This is a genomic window from Herbaspirillum autotrophicum (assembly GCF_001189915.1).
GTDB lineage: Bacteria > Pseudomonadota > Gammaproteobacteria > Burkholderiales > Burkholderiaceae_D > Herbaspirillum > Herbaspirillum autotrophicum.
The window spans coordinates 21,467-39,431 of sequence record NZ_LFLS01000023.1; the positions used below are offsets into that span (position 1 = coordinate 21,467).

18 protein-coding genes are annotated in these 17,965 nt (G+C 57.8%); 17 read left to right on the forward strand and 1 reads right to left on the reverse strand.

What is annotated here, in order from left to right:
* Positions 1 to 120: 120 nt before the first annotated feature.
* The 7 genes from AKL27_RS17470 (at position 121) to AKL27_RS17500 (ending at position 7,344) form a co-directional block, all read left to right on the forward strand.
* Positions 121 to 789 carry a LysE family translocator gene (locus tag AKL27_RS17470; RefSeq protein WP_050464138.1) on the forward strand — a complete coding sequence of 223 codons (669 nt, stop codon included), beginning with the start codon at positions 121 to 123 and terminating at the stop codon, positions 787 to 789.
* Positions 786 to 2,117 carry a 16S rRNA (cytosine(967)-C(5))-methyltransferase RsmB gene (gene rsmB, locus AKL27_RS17475; RefSeq protein ID WP_198156002.1) on the forward strand — a complete coding sequence of 444 codons (1,332 nt, stop codon included), beginning with the start codon at positions 786 to 788 and terminating at the stop codon, positions 2,115 to 2,117. Before AKL27_RS17470 ends, rsmB begins: the two co-directional genes overlap by 4 nt.
* An 89-nt stretch (positions 2,118 to 2,206) precedes the next feature.
* Positions 2,207 to 2,737 carry a DUF4390 domain-containing protein gene (locus AKL27_RS17480; RefSeq protein ID WP_050464194.1) on the forward strand — a complete coding sequence of 177 codons (531 nt, stop codon included), beginning with the start codon at positions 2,207 to 2,209 and terminating at the stop codon, positions 2,735 to 2,737.
* Entirely contained in the window at positions 2,734 to 4,989 is a 2,256-nt protein-coding gene (locus AKL27_RS17485) for a sensor histidine kinase (RefSeq protein ID WP_050464139.1), read from the forward strand. Before AKL27_RS17480 ends, AKL27_RS17485 begins: the two co-directional genes overlap by 4 nt.
* A 135-nt stretch (positions 4,990 to 5,124) precedes the next feature.
* On the forward strand, positions 5,125 to 5,853 hold the full coding sequence (locus AKL27_RS17490; protein WP_050464140.1) for a response regulator: 729 nt from the start codon (positions 5,125 to 5,127) through the stop codon (positions 5,851 to 5,853).
* A 254-nt stretch (positions 5,854 to 6,107) separates the two neighbouring features.
* The gene (locus AKL27_RS17495; protein ID WP_050464141.1) at positions 6,108 to 6,365 is read left to right on the forward strand and encodes a BTH_I0359 family protein; all 258 of its coding nucleotides are present in this window, start codon (positions 6,108 to 6,110) and stop codon (positions 6,363 to 6,365) included.
* Between the two features lie 142 nt (positions 6,366 to 6,507).
* The gene (locus AKL27_RS17500) at positions 6,508 to 7,344 is read left to right on the forward strand and encodes a DMT family transporter (protein ID WP_050464142.1); all 837 of its coding nucleotides are present in this window, start codon (positions 6,508 to 6,510) and stop codon (positions 7,342 to 7,344) included.
* A gap of 25 nt (positions 7,345 to 7,369) precedes the next feature.
* Here AKL27_RS17500 and AKL27_RS17505 read toward each other — a convergent pair whose 3' ends face one another.
* A complete protein-coding gene (locus tag AKL27_RS17505; protein ID WP_050464143.1) occupies positions 7,370 to 9,271 on the reverse strand; it encodes a potassium transporter Kup in 1,902 nt (633 codons plus the stop codon).
* Between the two features lie 654 nt (positions 9,272 to 9,925).
* Between AKL27_RS17505 and AKL27_RS17510 the strand changes: the two genes are divergently transcribed.
* From AKL27_RS17510 to AKL27_RS17550, 10 genes are all read left to right on the forward strand, one after another.
* Positions 9,926 to 10,927, forward strand: coding sequence for an isopenicillin N synthase family dioxygenase (locus AKL27_RS17510; RefSeq protein ID WP_050464144.1), 1,002 nt, complete (start codon positions 9,926 to 9,928; stop codon positions 10,925 to 10,927).
* A gap of 119 nt (positions 10,928 to 11,046) precedes the next feature.
* A complete protein-coding gene (locus AKL27_RS17515; RefSeq protein ID WP_050464145.1) occupies positions 11,047 to 12,258 on the forward strand; it encodes an MFS transporter in 1,212 nt (403 codons plus the stop codon).
* Between the two features lie 11 nt (positions 12,259 to 12,269).
* Positions 12,270 to 12,425 (forward strand): hypothetical protein, encoded by a 156-nt coding sequence (locus AKL27_RS27810; protein WP_157056975.1) that lies wholly within the window; start codon positions 12,270 to 12,272, stop codon positions 12,423 to 12,425.
* Between the two features lie 27 nt (positions 12,426 to 12,452).
* Entirely contained in the window at positions 12,453 to 12,677 is a 225-nt protein-coding gene (locus tag AKL27_RS17520; protein ID WP_050464146.1) for a DUF3717 domain-containing protein, read from the forward strand.
* Between the two features lie 110 nt (positions 12,678 to 12,787).
* Positions 12,788 to 13,966, forward strand: coding sequence for a patatin-like phospholipase family protein (locus AKL27_RS17525; protein WP_050464147.1), 1,179 nt, complete (start codon positions 12,788 to 12,790; stop codon positions 13,964 to 13,966).
* 163 nt (positions 13,967 to 14,129) lie between these two features.
* Positions 14,130 to 14,690, forward strand: a complete 561-nt coding sequence (gene phaP, locus AKL27_RS17530; RefSeq protein WP_050464148.1) for a TIGR01841 family phasin — start codon at positions 14,130 to 14,132, stop codon at positions 14,688 to 14,690.
* Positions 14,691 to 14,954: 264 nt separating this feature from the next.
* Positions 14,955 to 15,725 (forward strand): IclR family transcriptional regulator, encoded by a 771-nt coding sequence (locus AKL27_RS17535; RefSeq protein WP_083439123.1) that lies wholly within the window; start codon positions 14,955 to 14,957, stop codon positions 15,723 to 15,725.
* A gap of 19 nt (positions 15,726 to 15,744) precedes the next feature.
* Entirely contained in the window at positions 15,745 to 16,494 is a 750-nt protein-coding gene (locus AKL27_RS17540) for a transporter substrate-binding domain-containing protein (protein WP_050464149.1), read from the forward strand.
* Positions 16,495 to 16,527: 33 nt separating this feature from the next.
* Entirely contained in the window at positions 16,528 to 17,193 is a 666-nt protein-coding gene (locus AKL27_RS17545; RefSeq protein ID WP_050464150.1) for an amino acid ABC transporter permease, read from the forward strand.
* Entirely contained in the window at positions 17,193 to 17,963 is a 771-nt protein-coding gene (locus AKL27_RS17550; RefSeq protein WP_050464151.1) for an amino acid ABC transporter ATP-binding protein, read from the forward strand. Before AKL27_RS17545 ends, AKL27_RS17550 begins: the two co-directional genes overlap by 1 nt.
* Positions 17,964 to 17,965 lie beyond the last annotated feature (2 nt).

Here is a 17,965-nt window from a genome sequence, read left to right on the forward strand (position 1 = left end):
TGAGCGGCCATCCTGCGGACAATGTGCGGGTCCGGCCGGGGACGACATGGTTGTAACAAGTAGCGCAAGGTACGCCGCCACCGCTACAATCGCTCTTTCTCTTGTCTCGGGAGCAGTTGCATGAGCGCGTTCGGCATTACCGGCTTCGGCTTTTTCTGTCTCGCCGTCTTTGCACTCAATCTGACCCCGGGGCCCGATACCGCCTACATCGTCGGTCGCAGCGTAGCGCAGGGCCGCAGCGCCGGCCTGGTCTCGGCGCTCGGGATTTCGCTCGGCGCCTGCGGTCATACGCTGGCGTCGGCATTCGGACTGTCAGCTTTGCTGATGACCTCGGCCACCGCCTTCACCGTGATCAAGATCGCCGGCAGTGTTTATCTGGTGTATCTGGGCTTGCGCATGCTGTGGTCGACACCGGCTGCGCCCAAGGCCGGCTCCGGCAATCTGCAGCCGGCAGCCGCGCATCCATCCGCTGCCCCCTCGCTGACCCGCATTTTCTGGCAAGCAGTCATCACCAACCTGCTCAATCCGAAAGTGGCGTTGTTTTTCCTGTCCTTCTTTCCGCAGTTCGTGACGCGTGACGCACCTGATAAAACCCTGGCGTTTTTGCTGCTGGGACTGGTATTTATCGTCATGTCGACCATCTGGAACAGCTTCACCGCCCTGGTCGCTGGTACACTGGCGCACCGCGCCCGACACTCGCTGCAGATCAGAATCTGGCTGGAACGTGTGGTCGGGACTGCCTTTGTAGCAATCGGCGTCAAGCTCGCCTTTACCAAGAATTTAACGTGACCCTCGCCTCTCTGAAACCCGATTCTCTCGCCTACAGCCTGCACGGCGCGGCCCTGGCCGTCACCGAAGTACGTGCCGGCACGGCGCTGCCGCAGGCTTTGGCACGCATCTTTGCCCATACCGATGCGCCGCCGCAAGCGCGCGGTGCAATGCAGGATCTTGCCTATCTGACCATGCGCAAGCTGGGTGTCGCCGATGGGTTGCTGGCGCTGCTGGCCAACAAGCCGCCGCAGCCGGAAGTGTTGCATGGCCTGTTGTGCTGCGCGCTGAGCCTGCTGGCCAATACCGAGGATCCTGCCTATGACGCATTCACCGTGGTCAATCAGGCGGTAGAAGCAGCTGCGGCCGATCCTGAAATGAGCCATGCCAAGGGCGTGGTCAATGCCATCCTGCGACGGTTTTTGCGTGAACACGAGAATTTGTTGCCGCAAGCCGCGAAAACCCCGGCTGGCACCTGGAATTATCCGACCTGGTGGATCGACCGCATGCAAGCGGCATGGCCGAACGATTGGCAAGCCATCTTGCGTGTCGGTAATGTGCCGCCACCGTTGAGCCTGCGCGTCAATCGCCGTAAAACCAGCGTCGCCGACTATATTCAACTGCTGCACACCAATGGCATGGCCGCGACCCAAATCGGTCCCGCTGCGGTGCGGCTGGAAAAACCGCTGCCGGTAATGCAAATTCCGGGGTTTGCCCAGGGTCTGGCATCTGTGCAGGATGCTGCCGCCCAACTGGCGGCGCCATTGCTCGACGTCCGGGACGGCATGCGGGTACTGGATGCCTGCGCGGCGCCGGGCGGCAAGACCGGTCATCTGCTGGAATGCGCCGATCTGGATCTGCTGGCGCTGGACCACGATCCCAAACGCCTGCGCCGGATTGAAGAAAACCTGCAACGGCTGCAATTGACCGCCCGCCTGCAAAGCGGTGATGCCCGTTTCGGCGCGGCGGCAACCAGCCCGCCCGGGCAGGCATGGTGGGATGGCCAGCCGTTTGACCGGATTCTGGCCGATATCCCCTGTACTGCCTCCGGCATCGTGCGGCGTCATCCTGATATCCGCTGGCTGCGACGCAAATCGGACACCGCGCAACTTGCAACACTTTCGGCGCAAATTCTGGACAATCTTTGGCAGATGCTCAAGCCGGATGGTAAATTGCTGCTAGTGACATGTTCGTTGTGGCCGCAGGAATCCGAACAACAGGCTGCGGCTTTTGCCAAACGTAATCATGCCGTACGTCTGCCAGCTCCCGGCCAGTTGTTGCCGGTGGTCAGCGATGAGACCGACCACGACGGCCTGTTTTACGCGCTGTTTCAAAAACCTGGTGCATGAATTTGACGCAATCGGCTTTCCCCATCCATCGCAGCGCCACGCCGGCATCCGGCGCAGTCAGGCTGCTCTTCGTCTGGCTCCGGCACTGCATGCTGGCCGCCTGCCTGCTGCTCGGTATCAGCGCCCAAGCGGCTGAAATCGATATCACGCAGGCCTCGCTGGAAAATACCGATGATGGTTACCGCTTGTCGGCTTCCTATGCCTTCGAACTCAACCGCGGGCTGGAAGATGCACTGGTACGCGGCGTGCCGCTGTACTTCACTACCGACGTACAACTGACGCGCCGGCGCTGGTACTGGTTCGACGAAGTCAGCATCGCGGCCTCGCGCACCGTCCGCATTTCCTATAACGTGCTGACCCGGCAATACCATGCCGCCATCAGCGGTCAGTTGCAGCAAAGCTTCCCGACGCTGGAAGATGCCTTGTCGCTGATCCGGCGGCCGCCGCGCTGGTACGTGGCCGATAAAAACTCACTCAAGTCGGGCGACACCTACTTTGTCGGCCTGCGCATGCGCCTCGACGTCGCGCAATTACCCAAACCATTCCAGATCAACGCACTCAATAACAGCGACTGGCGCCTGTCGTCGGACTGGAAAGAGTTCACCTTCAAAGTCGAATGACCAGAACCCTGCGCTATCTGTTAGTCATCGGTGGCGGCATTATCAGTATCCTGCTGTTCCTGCTGGCCTCGGCATCTGAAAATTCCGCCATGTTCGACCAGCATTACCCGTGGCTGCTGGGTCTGAATGCACTGGCCGCCGTGGCGTTGCTGCTGCTGGTCATCATGCTGCTGACGCGCCTGTTCAAACGTTACCGCCGGCACGAGTTCGGTTCGCGCCTGATGGCCCGGCTGGTGCTGTTGTTTGCGCTGATCGGGATTTTGCCGGGGGCCGCCATTTATCTGGTGTCGGTGCAGTTTGTATCGCGCTCGATCGAATCCTGGTTCGACGTGCGGATGGAAGCTGCGCTCGAATCCGGCCTGAATCTGGGGCGCAATGCGCTGGATTCCTCGCTCAATGACCTGACTGCCCGCGCCCGTTCGATGGCGCAAGAGTTGTCCGACATGTCGGAAGCCGAGCAAGTCACTTACCTGTCGCGGCAACGCGATCAGAGCATGGAAGCCACGATTGTCACGGCCAATGGCCAGGTAGTGGCCACCGTCGGCGGGCGTATTGGTTTGTTGACACCGACCTTGCCGACCGCCGCCATGTTCAAGCAAGCCCGTCTGACACGCGGCTTTGCCACGGTGGAAAGTGATGATTCCCGGATCAGCGGCGAATCGGATGCCGAGGGCAATTTACGCTTGCATGTGGTGATCGCGATTCCGTATGCCGGCAAAGGCATGAGCCTGCAAGGCGAGGGCCGCTTCCTGCAGATTTTGCAGCCAGTGCCGGATTATCTTGCCGTCAATGCCGAAACCCTGCGTCTGGCCTACAGTGAATATCAACAACGCTCGGTTGCGCGTTCCGGCTTGCGCAAGATTTATCTGGTCACGCTGACCCTGACGCTGTTGCTGGCCATTTTTGCCGCGGTCGCCAGTGCCTTCCTGATTGCGTCCGATCTGGCCAAACCTCTGCTGTTGCTGGCCGAAGGCACCAAGGCGGTGGCCGAAGGCAACCTGTCGCCGCGTCCGATTGTGGCGACCTCTGACGAACTCGGCACCCTGACCCAGTCCTTCAACGCCATGACCCGCCAATTGCTGGAAGCGCGCACGGCGGTGGAACAGAACCGGGCCGAACTGGAAAATGCCAAGGCCTATCTGGAGTCGGTACTGGGCAACATGTCTGCCGGGGTGATGGTGCTCGACGATGAGTTCAAGATTGTCAGCACCAACGGTTCGGTGCAACGCATCCTTGGTTACGATTTCAGTGATTACATTGGCATCCCGCTGCATACCATCGATGGCCAGGCCTTTTTTGCGGAAGCCATCATCAAGGCGTTTTCCGAGCAACGCGCGCAATTGGCGGGCGACAGCTCGCACGACGGACTGCATTGGCAGCAACAACTGGAACTGCCGCGCATCGGCGCCAGCGGCGGTGGCGACGAGCAGGACAAGGTGACCTTGCTGGCACGTGGCTCGCATCTGCCGGTGGAAGCGGGGGTCGGTTACGTGGTGGTATTCGACGATATCAGCAATGTGATTTCGGCCCAGCGTTCGATTGCGTGGGGCGAGGTCGCGCGCCGGCTGGCGCATGAAATCAAGAATCCGCTGACGCCGATCCAGTTGTCGGCCGAGCGTCTGCAAATGCGTTTGTCCGACAAGCTGATGCCGCAAGACGCTGCAATTCTGGACAAAAGCACAACGACTATCGTCAATCAGGTGGCCGCCATGAAGCGCATGGTGGATGATTTCCGCGATTACGCGCGCACCCCGCCGGCCAAACCCTCGGCGCTGGATCTGAATGAACTGACGGAAGAAATCCTGCATCTCTATCTGGCCGGCGACGGCCGCGACGTGATTCATTCAAGATTGGCGCCGGATCTGCCGAAAGTAATGGGTGACGCGACCCAGCTGCGCCAGGTGATCCACAACCTGCTGCAAAATGCGCAGGACGCTGTCATGGAAAGCGGCCACGCCGAGCCGCGCATCGATATCGTGACGGAACAGATCAATTATCAGGGCTCCGACGGCACGGTGCGGGCGGCGGTGCGGCTGTCGATTACCGATAACGGTCCCGGCTTTGCGCCAAAAATTCTGGCACGTGCCTTCGAACCTTATGTAACATCAAAACCTAAAGGGACTGGCCTTGGACTGGCGATGGTCAAAAAGATCATCGATGAGCACGGCGGTCGGATCGACATACAAAACCGATCAGAAACAAGAGGCGCAAAAATATTGATTTTGCTGTTAAAGTTAGCGCCTGATGTATAAGGATTAAGATTTTCATGTCTGCGGCGACGTTTCATTGTGTTTTATATGAGATGCCGAATTCCACAGCAGGGAAATTTCAAAAATATTCCAAGCTCATTCCATAAATGAGTACTAGCAAACGAGGAAAGCAGGCACATGGCTAACATCCTGGTCGTCGATGACGAAATGGGTATCCGCGAATTGCTCTCAGAAATTCTGGGCGACGAGGGACATGTCGTAGCAACAGCGGAAAATGCGCAACAAGCGCGAGAGCTGCGAATAGGCAGTGTTCCCGACTTGGTGCTGCTTGACATATGGATGCCCGATACCGACGGCGTCACCTTGCTCAAGGAATGGCAACGCGACGGCTTGCTGACGATGCCCGTCATCATGATGTCCGGTCATGCCACCATCGATACCGCAGTGGAAGCAACCCGCATTGGCGCCCTGAACTTTCTGGAAAAGCCGATTGCGCTGCAAAAACTGCTCAAGGCCGTGCAGCAGGGTCTCTCTCACAGCCGCGAACCGGTCGCGCGTCCGGTCTCTTATCTGCGCCCCATCGTCAACAACAATACCGAAAGCCCTGATCATCCGGCTGCGGTGTCGTCCTATGCCGCACCGGTCGCGATTGATCCGGGCCACGGCCTGACGCAGGCGCCGGCGTTTGCACCGATTGCCGACAACGCCTCGCATATTTCCTTCGATCTGCCGCTGCGCGAAGCGCGTGATGCATTCGAGCGCGCCTACTTCGAATACCATCTGGTGCGCGAAAACGGCAGCATGACGCGCGTCGCTGAACGGACCGGACTGGAACGCACGCACCTGTACCGCAAACTCAAACAATTAGGTGTCGAGCCTGGTAAATTGTCGAAAAAAGGCAACTGACCGCGCTGCATCATCAACCCTGCAGCGACCAGGCATTTTCACCGCTGATCCGGAACCGGAGTCTGTTCCGCTGACTCGTGTGCACGCAGCATTACCGGCACACGGGGATATTTCCTTGCCGCCCCACAAGTTCTTGCGCCATCTGCCGTAACCAGAGATAACACCGTTGCACTCAGGGGGATCCGGCCGGCCCCTTGAAATTCACGATCCTGACGCCATTTCCTTATCAAAGCCAGTCTGAACAAGGAGCAGTTATGAATCTGATCTACAACAGTGAGCAATACAGCGTCGTTGAGTTCGGTGCTGACCATGACCATGAAGCGCTGCGTTTCGGCGGCTACGAAATCATGGACAAATCAGGCCAGCGCGAGATTTTCATCGACGGTCCGGCCGCCGAACTGTTTCGCAAGAATGTACAGGAACTGATTGCCTCGGAACCGACCATGGAAGACATTGATACCTTCCTGAGCAAGTACGATGTGATGATGCGCCACCCGATGAGCCTGCACTAACAGTCGTTCCCCCGGATACCAGCCGCACTTCAGCAGCACCGCGTGCGCTGGTCCGCCCCCCCTCCCCCACGCATTGCCCGGCAGCAGGTATCATCATGGCTTTGCCTGAGCGCCCAATGCATTTCTTTTCCCCGGTATTCGCATGAGCAGCGCGGTGATCGCGCTGGTATTGTTGGCGGCCCTGTTGCATGCATCATGGAACGCGTTGCTCAAAAGCAGCGACGATCGCCTTGGCGTCCTGACGCTGATGACCATCGGCGCCGGAATCGGCGCCATCCCGCTGGTTATCTGGGGGGCGATGCCCACTGCGGCAAGCTGGCCCTACATCATCTTGTCGGCCATTCTGCACACCGGTTACAACCTGTTTTTGATCCGTGCTTACCGGATCGGCGACTTCAGCCAGTCCTATCCGATTGCGCGCGGCTCATCGCCGCTGCTGGTTGCACTCGGCGCGGCATTATTGGCGGGTGAACAAATGAACTGGTGGACCTTGCTCGGTATCGTGCTGGTATCGGCCGGTATCATCAGCCTAGCGCAATTGAAGAGTCGCGCCAGTCTGGCAGCGCCGCTGGCGGCCTTTACTACCGGCGCCTTCATTGCCGCTTACACCATCACCGACGGCATCGGTGCGCGCCTGTCGGGCGATGCACTGGCCTATGCCGGCTGGCTGTTTGTACTCGACAGCATTCCGCTGGCATTGATTTATCTGTGGCAACACCGGCGCTTGCCGCTGAGCACCACACCGCGGCAGACACTGGTTGGACTGGGCGGCGGCGTGATGTCGCTGCTGGCGTACGGGATCGTGATTTGGGCGGTAACACTGGCGCCGATGGGGGCGGTTTCGGCATTGCGCGAAACATCGGTCTTGTTTGCAGCGCTGATCGGCTGGCTGTTTCTGGGCGAGAAGCTGACCGTGCGGCGACTGTCAGCCTGCGTCGTGATCGTGCTGGGCGCCAGCGTGCTGGGATTGCATCGCTGATTGCGGCAATCCCGGCACGCTCACATCAAATTTCTACCTTGGTACCCAATTCCACCACCCGGTTGGCCGGGATGTGGAAAAAGTCCGATGGCTTGGCGCCATTCTGATACATCCACGCAAACAACTGCTCGCGCCACAAGGACATGCCCAGCAACTTGCTCGGCACCACAGTATCGCGGGCCAGGAAGAATGAGGTATCCATCAGATCGAACTGATGGTTGAATTGTTCTCCCATCAAATCCAGCACCTTGCTGACTTCCGGCGCTTCCTTGAAACCGAATGCCGCCCGTACCAGGAAAATGTTGCCGCCCAGATCCTTGAGCGTCAGACGCTCCTCATCGGCAACGAACGGCACATCCCAGATACTGATTTTGAGGAAGAACACCCGCTCATGCAAAATGCGGTTGTGCTTCAGATTGTGCAGCAAGGCCACCGGCACGGTATTGACGTTACCGGTCATGAACACGGCCGTGCCGCCGACGCGATGCGGCGGATGCGCCAGCAAGCCTTCGACGAACGGCTCCAGCGGAATGCCATCGTCCTTGATCCGGGTGCGCAACAGCATGCGTCCCGAATACCAGGTCATCAGCAGGAAGAATGCGGCAGCACCGAGCAGCAACGGGAACCAGCCGCCATCCGCAACTTTGAGCAGATTGGCGGTGAAGAACGCGGCGTCGACCAGGAAGAAGGCACCGATCACCAGCGTCACCAGCACCGGATGCCATTTCCATACCGTGCGCATGACCACCGCCGCCAGAATGGTCGTGATCACCATCGTCGTGGTCACCGCCACGCCATAAGCAGCCGCCAGATTGTCGGACTTCTTGAACGCCAGCACCACCGCCACCACCAACACCAGCAACATCCAGTTGATCAGCGGAATATAGATTTGGCCACGCTCATCTTCAGAGGTATGCAAAATGCGCATGCGCGGCACGAAGCCCAGCAGGATCGCTTGGCTGGTCAGGGAGAAAGCGCCGGAAATCACGGCCTGCGATGCAATCACGGTGGCAAAGGTGGCCAGCACCACCATCGGCACCAGCAACATATCCGGCACCATCAGATAAAACGGATTCTTGATGGCGTCCGGATTGATCAGCAGATTGGCGCCCTGGCCAAAATAATTGATCACCAGACAAGGCATCACGGTGTACAGCCAGGCAAAGCGGATCGGGCGGATACCGAAATGGCCCATATCGGCATACAAGGCTTCGGCACCGGTCAGCACCAGCACGACCGAACCAAGCACAATGAAGGCTTGCAGCGAGTGTTCGATCATGAAATGCACGGCGTAATACGGATTGATCGCCACCAGCACTTCAGGTGCCTTGATGATGTTGTAGATGCCCAGTGCACCGAGCGAAATGAACCACAGGAACATGATCGGGCCGAACAGCTTGCCGACCACATTGGTGCCATGACGTTGAATCAGGAACAGGCCGACCAGAATCACCAGCGTCAGCGGGATCACGACATGGGAAGCGCCGGGGACGGCAATTTCCAGCCCTTCCACTGCCGACAGCACTGAAATGGCTGGCGTAATCACGACGTCGCCGTAAAACATGCAGGCTCCGAATACGCCCAGCATCATCAGCAACTTGGCCCGCGGCGATCCGCTGACCGCGGTGCGCAGCGACAGCGCCATCAGGGCCAGTACGCCGCCTTCGCCATTATTGTCGGCGCGCATCACGAACAGCACATACTTGAGCGATACCACGATGGTGATCGCCCAGAACAGCATCGAAATGATGCCCAGCACCGCATCGGGCGAAAAGGCAATCCCGTGTTCCGGGCTGAAGCATTCTTTGAGCGCATACAACGGGCTCGTGCCGATATCACCAAACACCACTCCCAGCGCGGCCAGGGTAATGATGTGCAAGCGCTGCGAACGGAACGAATAATTTGGCCGGACCTGAGATGAACTCATTGTTTTCCCATACTTGTAAACCGCATTTGATCAGGTGCCGTGAAGGCAATTCCGCGTACTTTATCGCACTATGCCGTCGTCAGGCTGAAATTGGAAACGGTGCTGAGGTTGCGTTGCACAAAGGTCTCTTTTCGATGCGGCAAACTTGACATTGACGCAAGAAAGGACCATGGCAATGCCGTTGCAGCAGGGTGAATATTGTCAAACGGAAATGCCCCGACTCCGGAGCCATCTTGCTCGCCACGGCACTGCATGCACCGCACGCGGGAGGCGCTTGCACCGGCCTGATGCCTCCATCCTCGCTGGCTCACCATCTTCGGGCCGATGCGGCGCATGGACGGAGCGCGCCTCGCCTCATTGATACGCAGTCAACTGGCCCGATAGTTGCTTACTCTGCTGGCAAGAGTAGAAGCGTTCACCTCTCGGGTTGCCGCCGGCGTCTGCCGGTTACCGCAGTCCCGCGCGGCCGGGAATTGCTCTTGAAGTCGCCGCCTGCTGCTCCGTTCCGGAGGCATGGGCGGACCGGAGGTTTACTTCAAGAGGCTGCCATGTTTCGACCGCATCTCCCGCGTGCTCCGGTTTCCCCTGCATCCATGCGACTGATATCAGGCGGCATTTCCCGATCTTTCACTTGCATCAATTCAGGAGTGCACCATGAACAATGCCGTCGCGAGCCCGTACCAACTCAACGAACTGAACAAAGAAACCCGCATGGGATCGATGGGTTCCGAAACCCATGCCCGCGAAATCCGCCGCATCGATTTGTCCAACTACGACGAGCGCAAGAATCAGATCGCCGATGAACTATGGAGCGCCGCCATCGATGTCGGTTTTTTCCAGATCTGCAACCATGGCATTGATCTCGGCGAAATCGAGCAAGCGTTTGCCATGGCCGAACGCTTCTTTGCGCTGCCGGCAGCGACCAAGGCCAAATACCCGCTGCGTAAAGCACATAACGCCGGCTGGGAAAGCAAAGCCCAGGTGCGGCCATCCACCGGCACACCGGATCAAAAAGAGTCGTATCAGATTACCCGGCCATGGATGAACGACTTGTGGCCGGCCGCTGACGAACTGGCGGATTTTCAGCGCGTGATGCTGGACTTCGAAGCCAAGTGCTGGCAACTGGGCATGCGGCTGCTGTCATGCTTCGCCTACAAGCTCGGCTTCGACAGTGAGTTCTTCACGCGGGCGCACAACCCGTCGGCGCCGAGTTATCAGAGTACCTTGCGCTTGCTGCATTACTACGCCATCCCCCCCGAGTACAAAGACAAGCTCGATTTGTGGCGCGCCGGTGCGCATACCGACTTCGATTGCCTGACGCTGCTGTTTCAGCAAAAGGGACAAGGCGGATTGCAAGTCTGCCCTGGCAAGGAAATGGAGACGCAGGAATGGACCAGCATCGAACCGGCTGCAGATGTCATCACCTGCAATATCGGCGACATGCTGATGCGCTGGAGCGATGATCAGTTGCCGTCGAATTTTCACCGGGTCAAGAATCCGCTGCCGCATGAATATCTGGGACCTCGCTACAGCCTTGCATTTTTTTGTCAGGCCAATCGCGACATCGTGATTGAAGGTCCGGAGAAAAAATATCCGGCCATCACCGCCGAGGATTATTTGTATCAGCGCGTCAACGCCAACTTCAAGGCATATTGATCGGATGCCGGGTTGCCACGGCAGGTGGCCCGGCGTGAAAGCGGGGGCGCATCACGCGTCAATCTCCTTTACGCTAAACTAGCGGATCCGCTTATATAAAAGATACAAGAGACACTCCCATGTTCAAAGCCGACCGCGCTCCCGATTTCAAAACCGTCATGATTGCCAGTGGCCTGGTACTGACACTGGCCATGGGCGTTCGTCACGGCCTTGGCTTTTGGCTGCAGCCGATGTCGCAGGCACATGGCTGGACCCGCGAAACATTTTCGCTGGCAATTGCGATGCAAAATCTGATGTGGGGCGTATTCGGTCCTTTCGCCGGCATGGCGGCAGATCGCTTCGGCACTGCGCGCGTCATCATCGGCGGCGCCTTCTTGTATATGGGTGGCTTGCTGTGGATGGCGCTGGTGGATCAACCCACGCTGTTCGTACTGGGTTCCGGCGTCCTGATCGGCGCCGGTCTGGCCTGTACCGCATTCGGTGCCATCAGCGGCATCGTCGGTCGCAGCGCACCGGCCGAAAAACGCTCCTGGGCTTTTGGCGTGTCATCGGCGGCTGGTTCATTCGGCCAGTTCGTCATGATGCCGGTAGAACAACAATTGATTTCCGTCGCCGGCTGGCAGTATGCGTTTTACTGGCTCGCCGCATTGGTGATACTGGTGATGGTGCCGATGGCATTCAAGCTGCGTGAGCCGCCGCTGGTGGTTGCCACTGGTCCGCAGCAAAGTATCTGGGAAGCCACCAAGGAAGCATTTTCCTACCGGCCGTTTCAGTTTCTGATCGCTGGCTATTTTGTATGCGGCTTCCAGGTCGTCTTCATTGGCGCTCACTTGCCGTCCTACCTGCAAGATAAAGGCATTGCCAATCCCAATGTCGCGGTGATGGCGCTGGCCCTGATCGGCCTGTTCAATATCTTCGGATCGTATTACGCCGGCAAGCTCGGCGGCATCTTGCCCAAACGCTATCTGCTGGGCTCCATTTATTTCGGTCGCACGATTGCCATCTCGCTGTTCTTGCTGGCGCCGCTGTCGTCGTGGTCGGTATATATCTTCGCTGCGGCAATGGGCTTGCTGTGGTTATCTACCGTGCCCCTGACCAACGGCATCGTTGCCAGCATTTTCGGCCTCAAGTATTTGTCGATGCTGTCCGGTTTTGTGTTCTTGTCACATCAGGTCGGCAGCTTCCTCGGCGTCTGGCTGGGTGGCTACCTCTTCACAAAACAGGGCAGTTACGATACGGTGTGGATGATTGCCATCGGCCTCGGTGTGTTTGCCACGCTGATCAATCTGCCGGTCAAGGAAACCGCGATCCGGCGTCCGCTGGCCGCCTGAGGAGATACGCCATGTTGCACAGCCGGGTACGCAGTCAATTACGCAGCCGATACAAGCAACTGGGCCTGACACTGTTGATGGCGGTAGTGTTGGGACTGACGTTTGCTGCTTATCTGCGTCCCGATTTCATGCTGGATCTGGCCAACCGTATCGTCATGTGCCTGTGATTTGCTGCGGGCGCGTACAATAAGCCCATGAGTGAAACCCATATTTCCCTGACGGACCTGGAAGACGCGATCAATTACTGGCGCACGCAACGCCCGGCTTCCGGCGAAGAATGTGCCTTGTCGCCGGAGGTCAATGCGCTGGCCGGAGTCTATGCCATGATGATCATTGACCATGCCCATGCGGTTGCGATCAATGACATCCCGACCGAACCCCGACAATTGTTCGAGGCGTGGAAAAAGACCCGTACCTGAATATAGCCCTGCCGCAACGCCGACCCTGGTCGGCGTTGGCGTTTCTGATCGCCGAACCATCCCGGTTCGATACGGTCTGTCGCACGTAACCTTTTCCACAGGACTGCATCATGCCACGCAAACCCGCTGCCAAAACATCCTCCTCTGCGACTGCCACCGCGGTCAAACCTCGCGTTGCGCTGGTGTTGCAAGGCGGCGGTGCGCTCGGCGCCTATCAGGCCGGGGTGTATCAGGCCCTGCATGAACATGGCATGACGCCGGACTGGGTAGTCGGCACGTCGATCGGCGCCATCAATGCCGCCATCATCGCCGGCAATCCGCGCGAAGTCCGGATCGAACGTCTGCGCGAATTCTGGGACAGCGTCTCGCACGCCGATCTGCTCGACATGCAACAGGTGCCGGACAGCACGCGGCAATTGGCCACCTGGCTGACCACCATGGATACCTTTGCCCGCGGCGTACCGGGCTTCTTTTCACCGCGCCCGTTCAATCCGTTTGCGATGGGCTTGCCGGTGCCGCCGGAAGAGGCCAGCTTCTACAACACGGAAGAACTGCGCACCACATTGAACAAGTATGTCGACTTCGACTTTCTCAACAGCAAGGCCGGCATACGGCTGACGGTGAGCGCAGTGAAGGTTACCTGCGGCACGCTGACCAAGTTCGATACCGCCCTGCAACCGCTCAATGCCGATCACGTCATGGCCAGCGGCGCCTTGCCGCCGGGGTTTGCACCGGTGCGCGTGGATGGCGATCTGTACTGGGATGGCGGCCTGTATTCCAACACCCCGCTGGAAGCCGTACTCAACGACGAACCACGACAAGACACCTTATGCATGATGGTCGATCTGTGGCACGCCGACGGTCCCGAACCGACTACGCTGGAAGCCGTCCAGACCCGGCAAAAGGATGTCACTTTCGCCTCTCGCTCGCAGCGCCATATCGACTCCTATCTGAAACAGCACCAGTTGCGTCGCATCGCACGCGAATTCTATGAGCGGCTGCCGGCCGCACAACGCACCGCCGCAGATCGCAAATTGCTGGCCGACCTGGGGGCCGAAGCCACCATGCATATCGTGCGCCTGCCATATGCCGGACGCGACTGGAACATGGCGTCCAAGGATGTGAATTTTTCGCGTGGCTCCATTGGCTGGCGCTGGGAACAAGGCTATCAGGATGCGTTGCGCGGTATTGAAGTCAGCAAAGGTTGCCCGTTCCAGACTACGGACGCCGGCGTCGTGGTACATGAACTGCCGGCCATGGTGCCGCCGGAGGCCTTGAAACAGAAGTAATGCTCCCGGGAAATGCCTGTTTGTGGTTTTTTGTGCAGCGCACAAATAAAACTTGACCTCCCTAAAAAAGTGCGTAAAATATGAATTGTTGCGGCGCACAAAATTAGTTTCTGGTTCTGGGCCGCTCATTCCCTGCTATTTTTGAATATCCTAGGAGAAGTCCATGTTTTCGTACCAAGACCAATTTTCTGCTGCCACCAAAACGCATTTCCAGGCGCAACTGGACCTGATCAACACACTGACAACCAAAGCGTTCGAAGGCGTTGAAAAGATCATCGAACTGAACCTGAGCGCCGCCAAGGCATCGCTGGAAGAATCCACAGCAGCAGCCCAGCAATTCGCTGCTGCCAAAGATCCACAAGAACTGTTGTCGCTGGCTGCAGCACAAGCCCAACCTACAGCAGAAAAGGCAGCCGCTTATGGCCGTCATCTGGCTGGCATCGTGTCGGCAACGCAAGCTGAACTGACCAAGGCTGCTGAAGCCCAGGTCGCTGAAACCAGCCGCAAGGTAACTGCTCTGGTTGAAGAAATCAGCAAGAACGCACCTGCTGGTTCGGAAAACGCAGTCGCCCTGTTGAAGTCGGCCATCGGCAACGCCAACGCTGGCTACGAGCAACTGACCAAGAGCACCAAGCAAGCTGTTGAAACACTGGAAGCGAATCTGAGCAACGCTGCCAAGCAATTCACCCAAGCTGCTGAAAAGACTACCCGCGCCAAGAAGTAATTTTTCGAGCCCGGTGTAAAAAACGGACCGTTTATACGGTCCGTTTTTTTTCGTCCGGATTTTTCCTCAACGCCGCCAGTCAATCGCTACACGGCCCGGGCTTACCCCTCTGCTCCCGCCGTCCGTGCCCCGCTTCATCCGTCATTGCCATCCAGGCAGCAGTGTTGTCAGCGCGCCTCTTTCTTATTGTCGTCCCGGAAATTTTTCAACTATTTGAACTAAAGTTCTCACATTGCGAGAATTTGATTTTCAAATATGAGAAAAATGATCAATGATCCGGCCATGAACACCGTCATGACCACCGAACCCGCAGTCGCCACCAGCGAACGATCGCTGATGGTGCTGTCCGTTATTGCCCGCTACGGCAAGCCGATCACCGTACGCAAACTCAAGGAATTGACCGGTTTGCCCCAAAGTACGTTGTATCGGCATTTGTTGCCACTGCGCAAATGGGGTCTGGTGCAGGAACAGGAAAATTGTTACGCGCCGGGTCCACTCAGCGTGCAACTGGCCTGGGGCTTCGATCACACCTCCTATCTGCTCAGCAATGCGCAACCTGAAATGGCGCTGCTGGCCGAGCGTTGCGGCGAAAGCGTCGGCCTGATGGTCGCGGTCAACGATCAGGTCACCTGCCTCGATATGGTCGACAGCGAACAATCATTGCGCTGCTCCTTTTCCAAAGGCCGCTCTCATCCGCTGTTGCGCGGCGCTTCGGCCAAGGCGGTACTGGCGCATCTGGCGCCGGCAGCAGCCGATAACATCATTGCCCGCCAATTGCAGGGACAAGCCGAAGAGGTTCAACGATTGCATACCGAACTGGCTGCCATCCGCGGTCAGGGATATGCGGTCAGTGAAGGCGAAGTGGATTGGGGAGTGTGGGGTGTCAGTGCCCCGATATTTTACAAACCCGGCCAGGCCGTCGGCGCCATCACGCTGATGGCGCCAGCCATTCGTGCCGAAGGCCGGCACCAGGAATTGATTGCTGCCACCGTCAAGGCGGCGGCAGCAATCAGCGAACGCTTAGCGTTGTTTTGAATAAACCAGAGGAGAGACCATGATTCACCGCCGCCATTTCATCAGCCTGCTTGCCGCCATCGGCCTGGCTTTGCCAGTGCTTGCCAGCGCCCAAACCACGAATGTGATCCGGGTTGCTACCGATGCCACTTTCCCGCCGTTCGAATTTTTCAAGGATGGCAAGCGTACCGGCTTTGACATCGAGCTGATCGAATTGCTCGGCAAAACCATGGGCAAAAAAGTCGAATGGACCGACATCGACTTCAAGGGTTTGATTCCCGGTCTGGTATCGCGTCGCTTTGACGTCGCTTCGTCGGCGATCTATATCACCGAAGAACGTCGTCGCGTGGTCAATTTCACCGATCCTTACTACCCAGGCGGTCTGGTGATTCTGACCAAGGCCAGCAACACCACGATCAAGCAACCGTCCGATCTGGTCGGTAAAAAAGTGTCAGTACAGGTCGGCACCAAATCGGCCAACTATCTTAAAGAGTTCTATCCGCAAGCAGAACGGATCGAAGTAGAAAAGAATCAGGAAATGTTCAATCTGGTGGAAATCGGCCGCGCCGATGCCGCCGTCACCGGCAAACCTGCGGCGATTGAATATGCCAAGAATCGTCCCGGCATGAAGGTGCTCGACAAGCAAGTCAGCATTGAATTGTATGGCTACGCAGTGCGCAAGGATTTGCCACAGCTAACCGAAGAAATGAATGCCGCACTGAAGAAAGTGAAACTGGATGGCAGCTACGACAAGCTGGTTCAGAAATGGCTGACGCCACCGGCGAAATAACCTCGTCCGCACAGAATACCCAAGGAGATTTAATTGAGCCTCGATTTTTTGCCAGTCCTTGAAGGCTGGCCCGATCTGCTGCGCGGCGCGCTGGTCACGATAGAAATTACTGCCGCTTCGCTGGTGCTCGGATGCGTGCTCGGCCTGCTGGTCGGCCTCGGCCGGCTGGACCCGGGCAAACGCCTGCGCTACGGCATTTGCAGCATCTACGTTACCTTCATCCGCGGCACACCGTTGCTGGTCCAACTGTTCTTGTTGTTCTTCGGCTTGCCGCAGTTCGACATCCTGTTGCCGGCCTTCGTGTGCGGCATTCTCGGTCTCGGCATTTACTCGGGCGCTTATGTTTCCGAAATCGTGCGCGGTGCGATCCAATCGGTCGACAAGGGTCAGATGGAAGCGGCCCGTTCGCTCGGCATGTCATCCGGCAAGGCAATGCGCACCATCATCCTGCCGCAAGCGGTAGTGCGGATGATTCCGCCGCTCGGCAACGAATTCATCGCATTGATCAAGAACTCGGCACTGGTATCGCTGCTGACCATCGCCGATCTGATGCATGAAGGACAAAAAATCATCAGCGTTTCGTATCGTTCGCTGGAAGTGTACCTGGCCATCGCTCTCGTCTATCTGGTCCTGACCAGCCTGACCAGCATGGCGCTGCAACGCATCGAGAAGCGCCTGCGCGCAGGAGGAGCAGTGTAATGACCGCCATGATTCAATTAAGCAAACTGGGCAAATCCTTTTCCGGTCATCGCATTCTGCACGGTATCGATCTGACCGTGGAAGCGTCACAGGTCATCGTCATCATCGGCCCCAGCGGCTCTGGCAAGAGTACCTTGCTGCGTTGCTGTAACGGTCTGGAAGTGGCGGAAGAAGGCAGCATTTCGATCTGCGGACAAGACTTGCTGGTCGACGGCAAAATGATGCCCGATCACGCGCTCAATGAATTGCGCACGCAAGTCGGCATGGTGTTCCAGTCGTTCAATCTGTTTCCGCATCTGTCGGTACTGGAAAACGTCACGGTCGGACCGCGCAAGATTCTCGGCACCCACAAGGACGAAGCCGAACATCTGGCGCGCAGCCTGCTGGCCAAAGTCGGCCTCGCGGAAAAAGCCGATGCCATGCCAGCCACCTTGTCCGGCGGTCAAAAGCAACGCGTGGCGATTGCCCGTGCGCTGGCCATGCAACCGAAGGTCATGTTGTTTGACGAACCGACTTCGGCGCTCGACCCGGAACTCGTGGGTGAAGTGTTGCAAGTCATGAAGGCGCTCGCCAACGAAGGCATGACCATGATCGTGGTCACGCATGAAATGGGATTTGCACGCGAAGTCGCTGATGTGGTGGTGGTCATGGATCAAGGCCGTATTGTCGAAGCCGGCGCACCGGATCACATTTTCGTCAATCCGACGCAGGAACGCACCCGCAGCTTCTTGCAAGCGGTACTGTCCCGCAATCAGCAACAAGGAACGTAAGC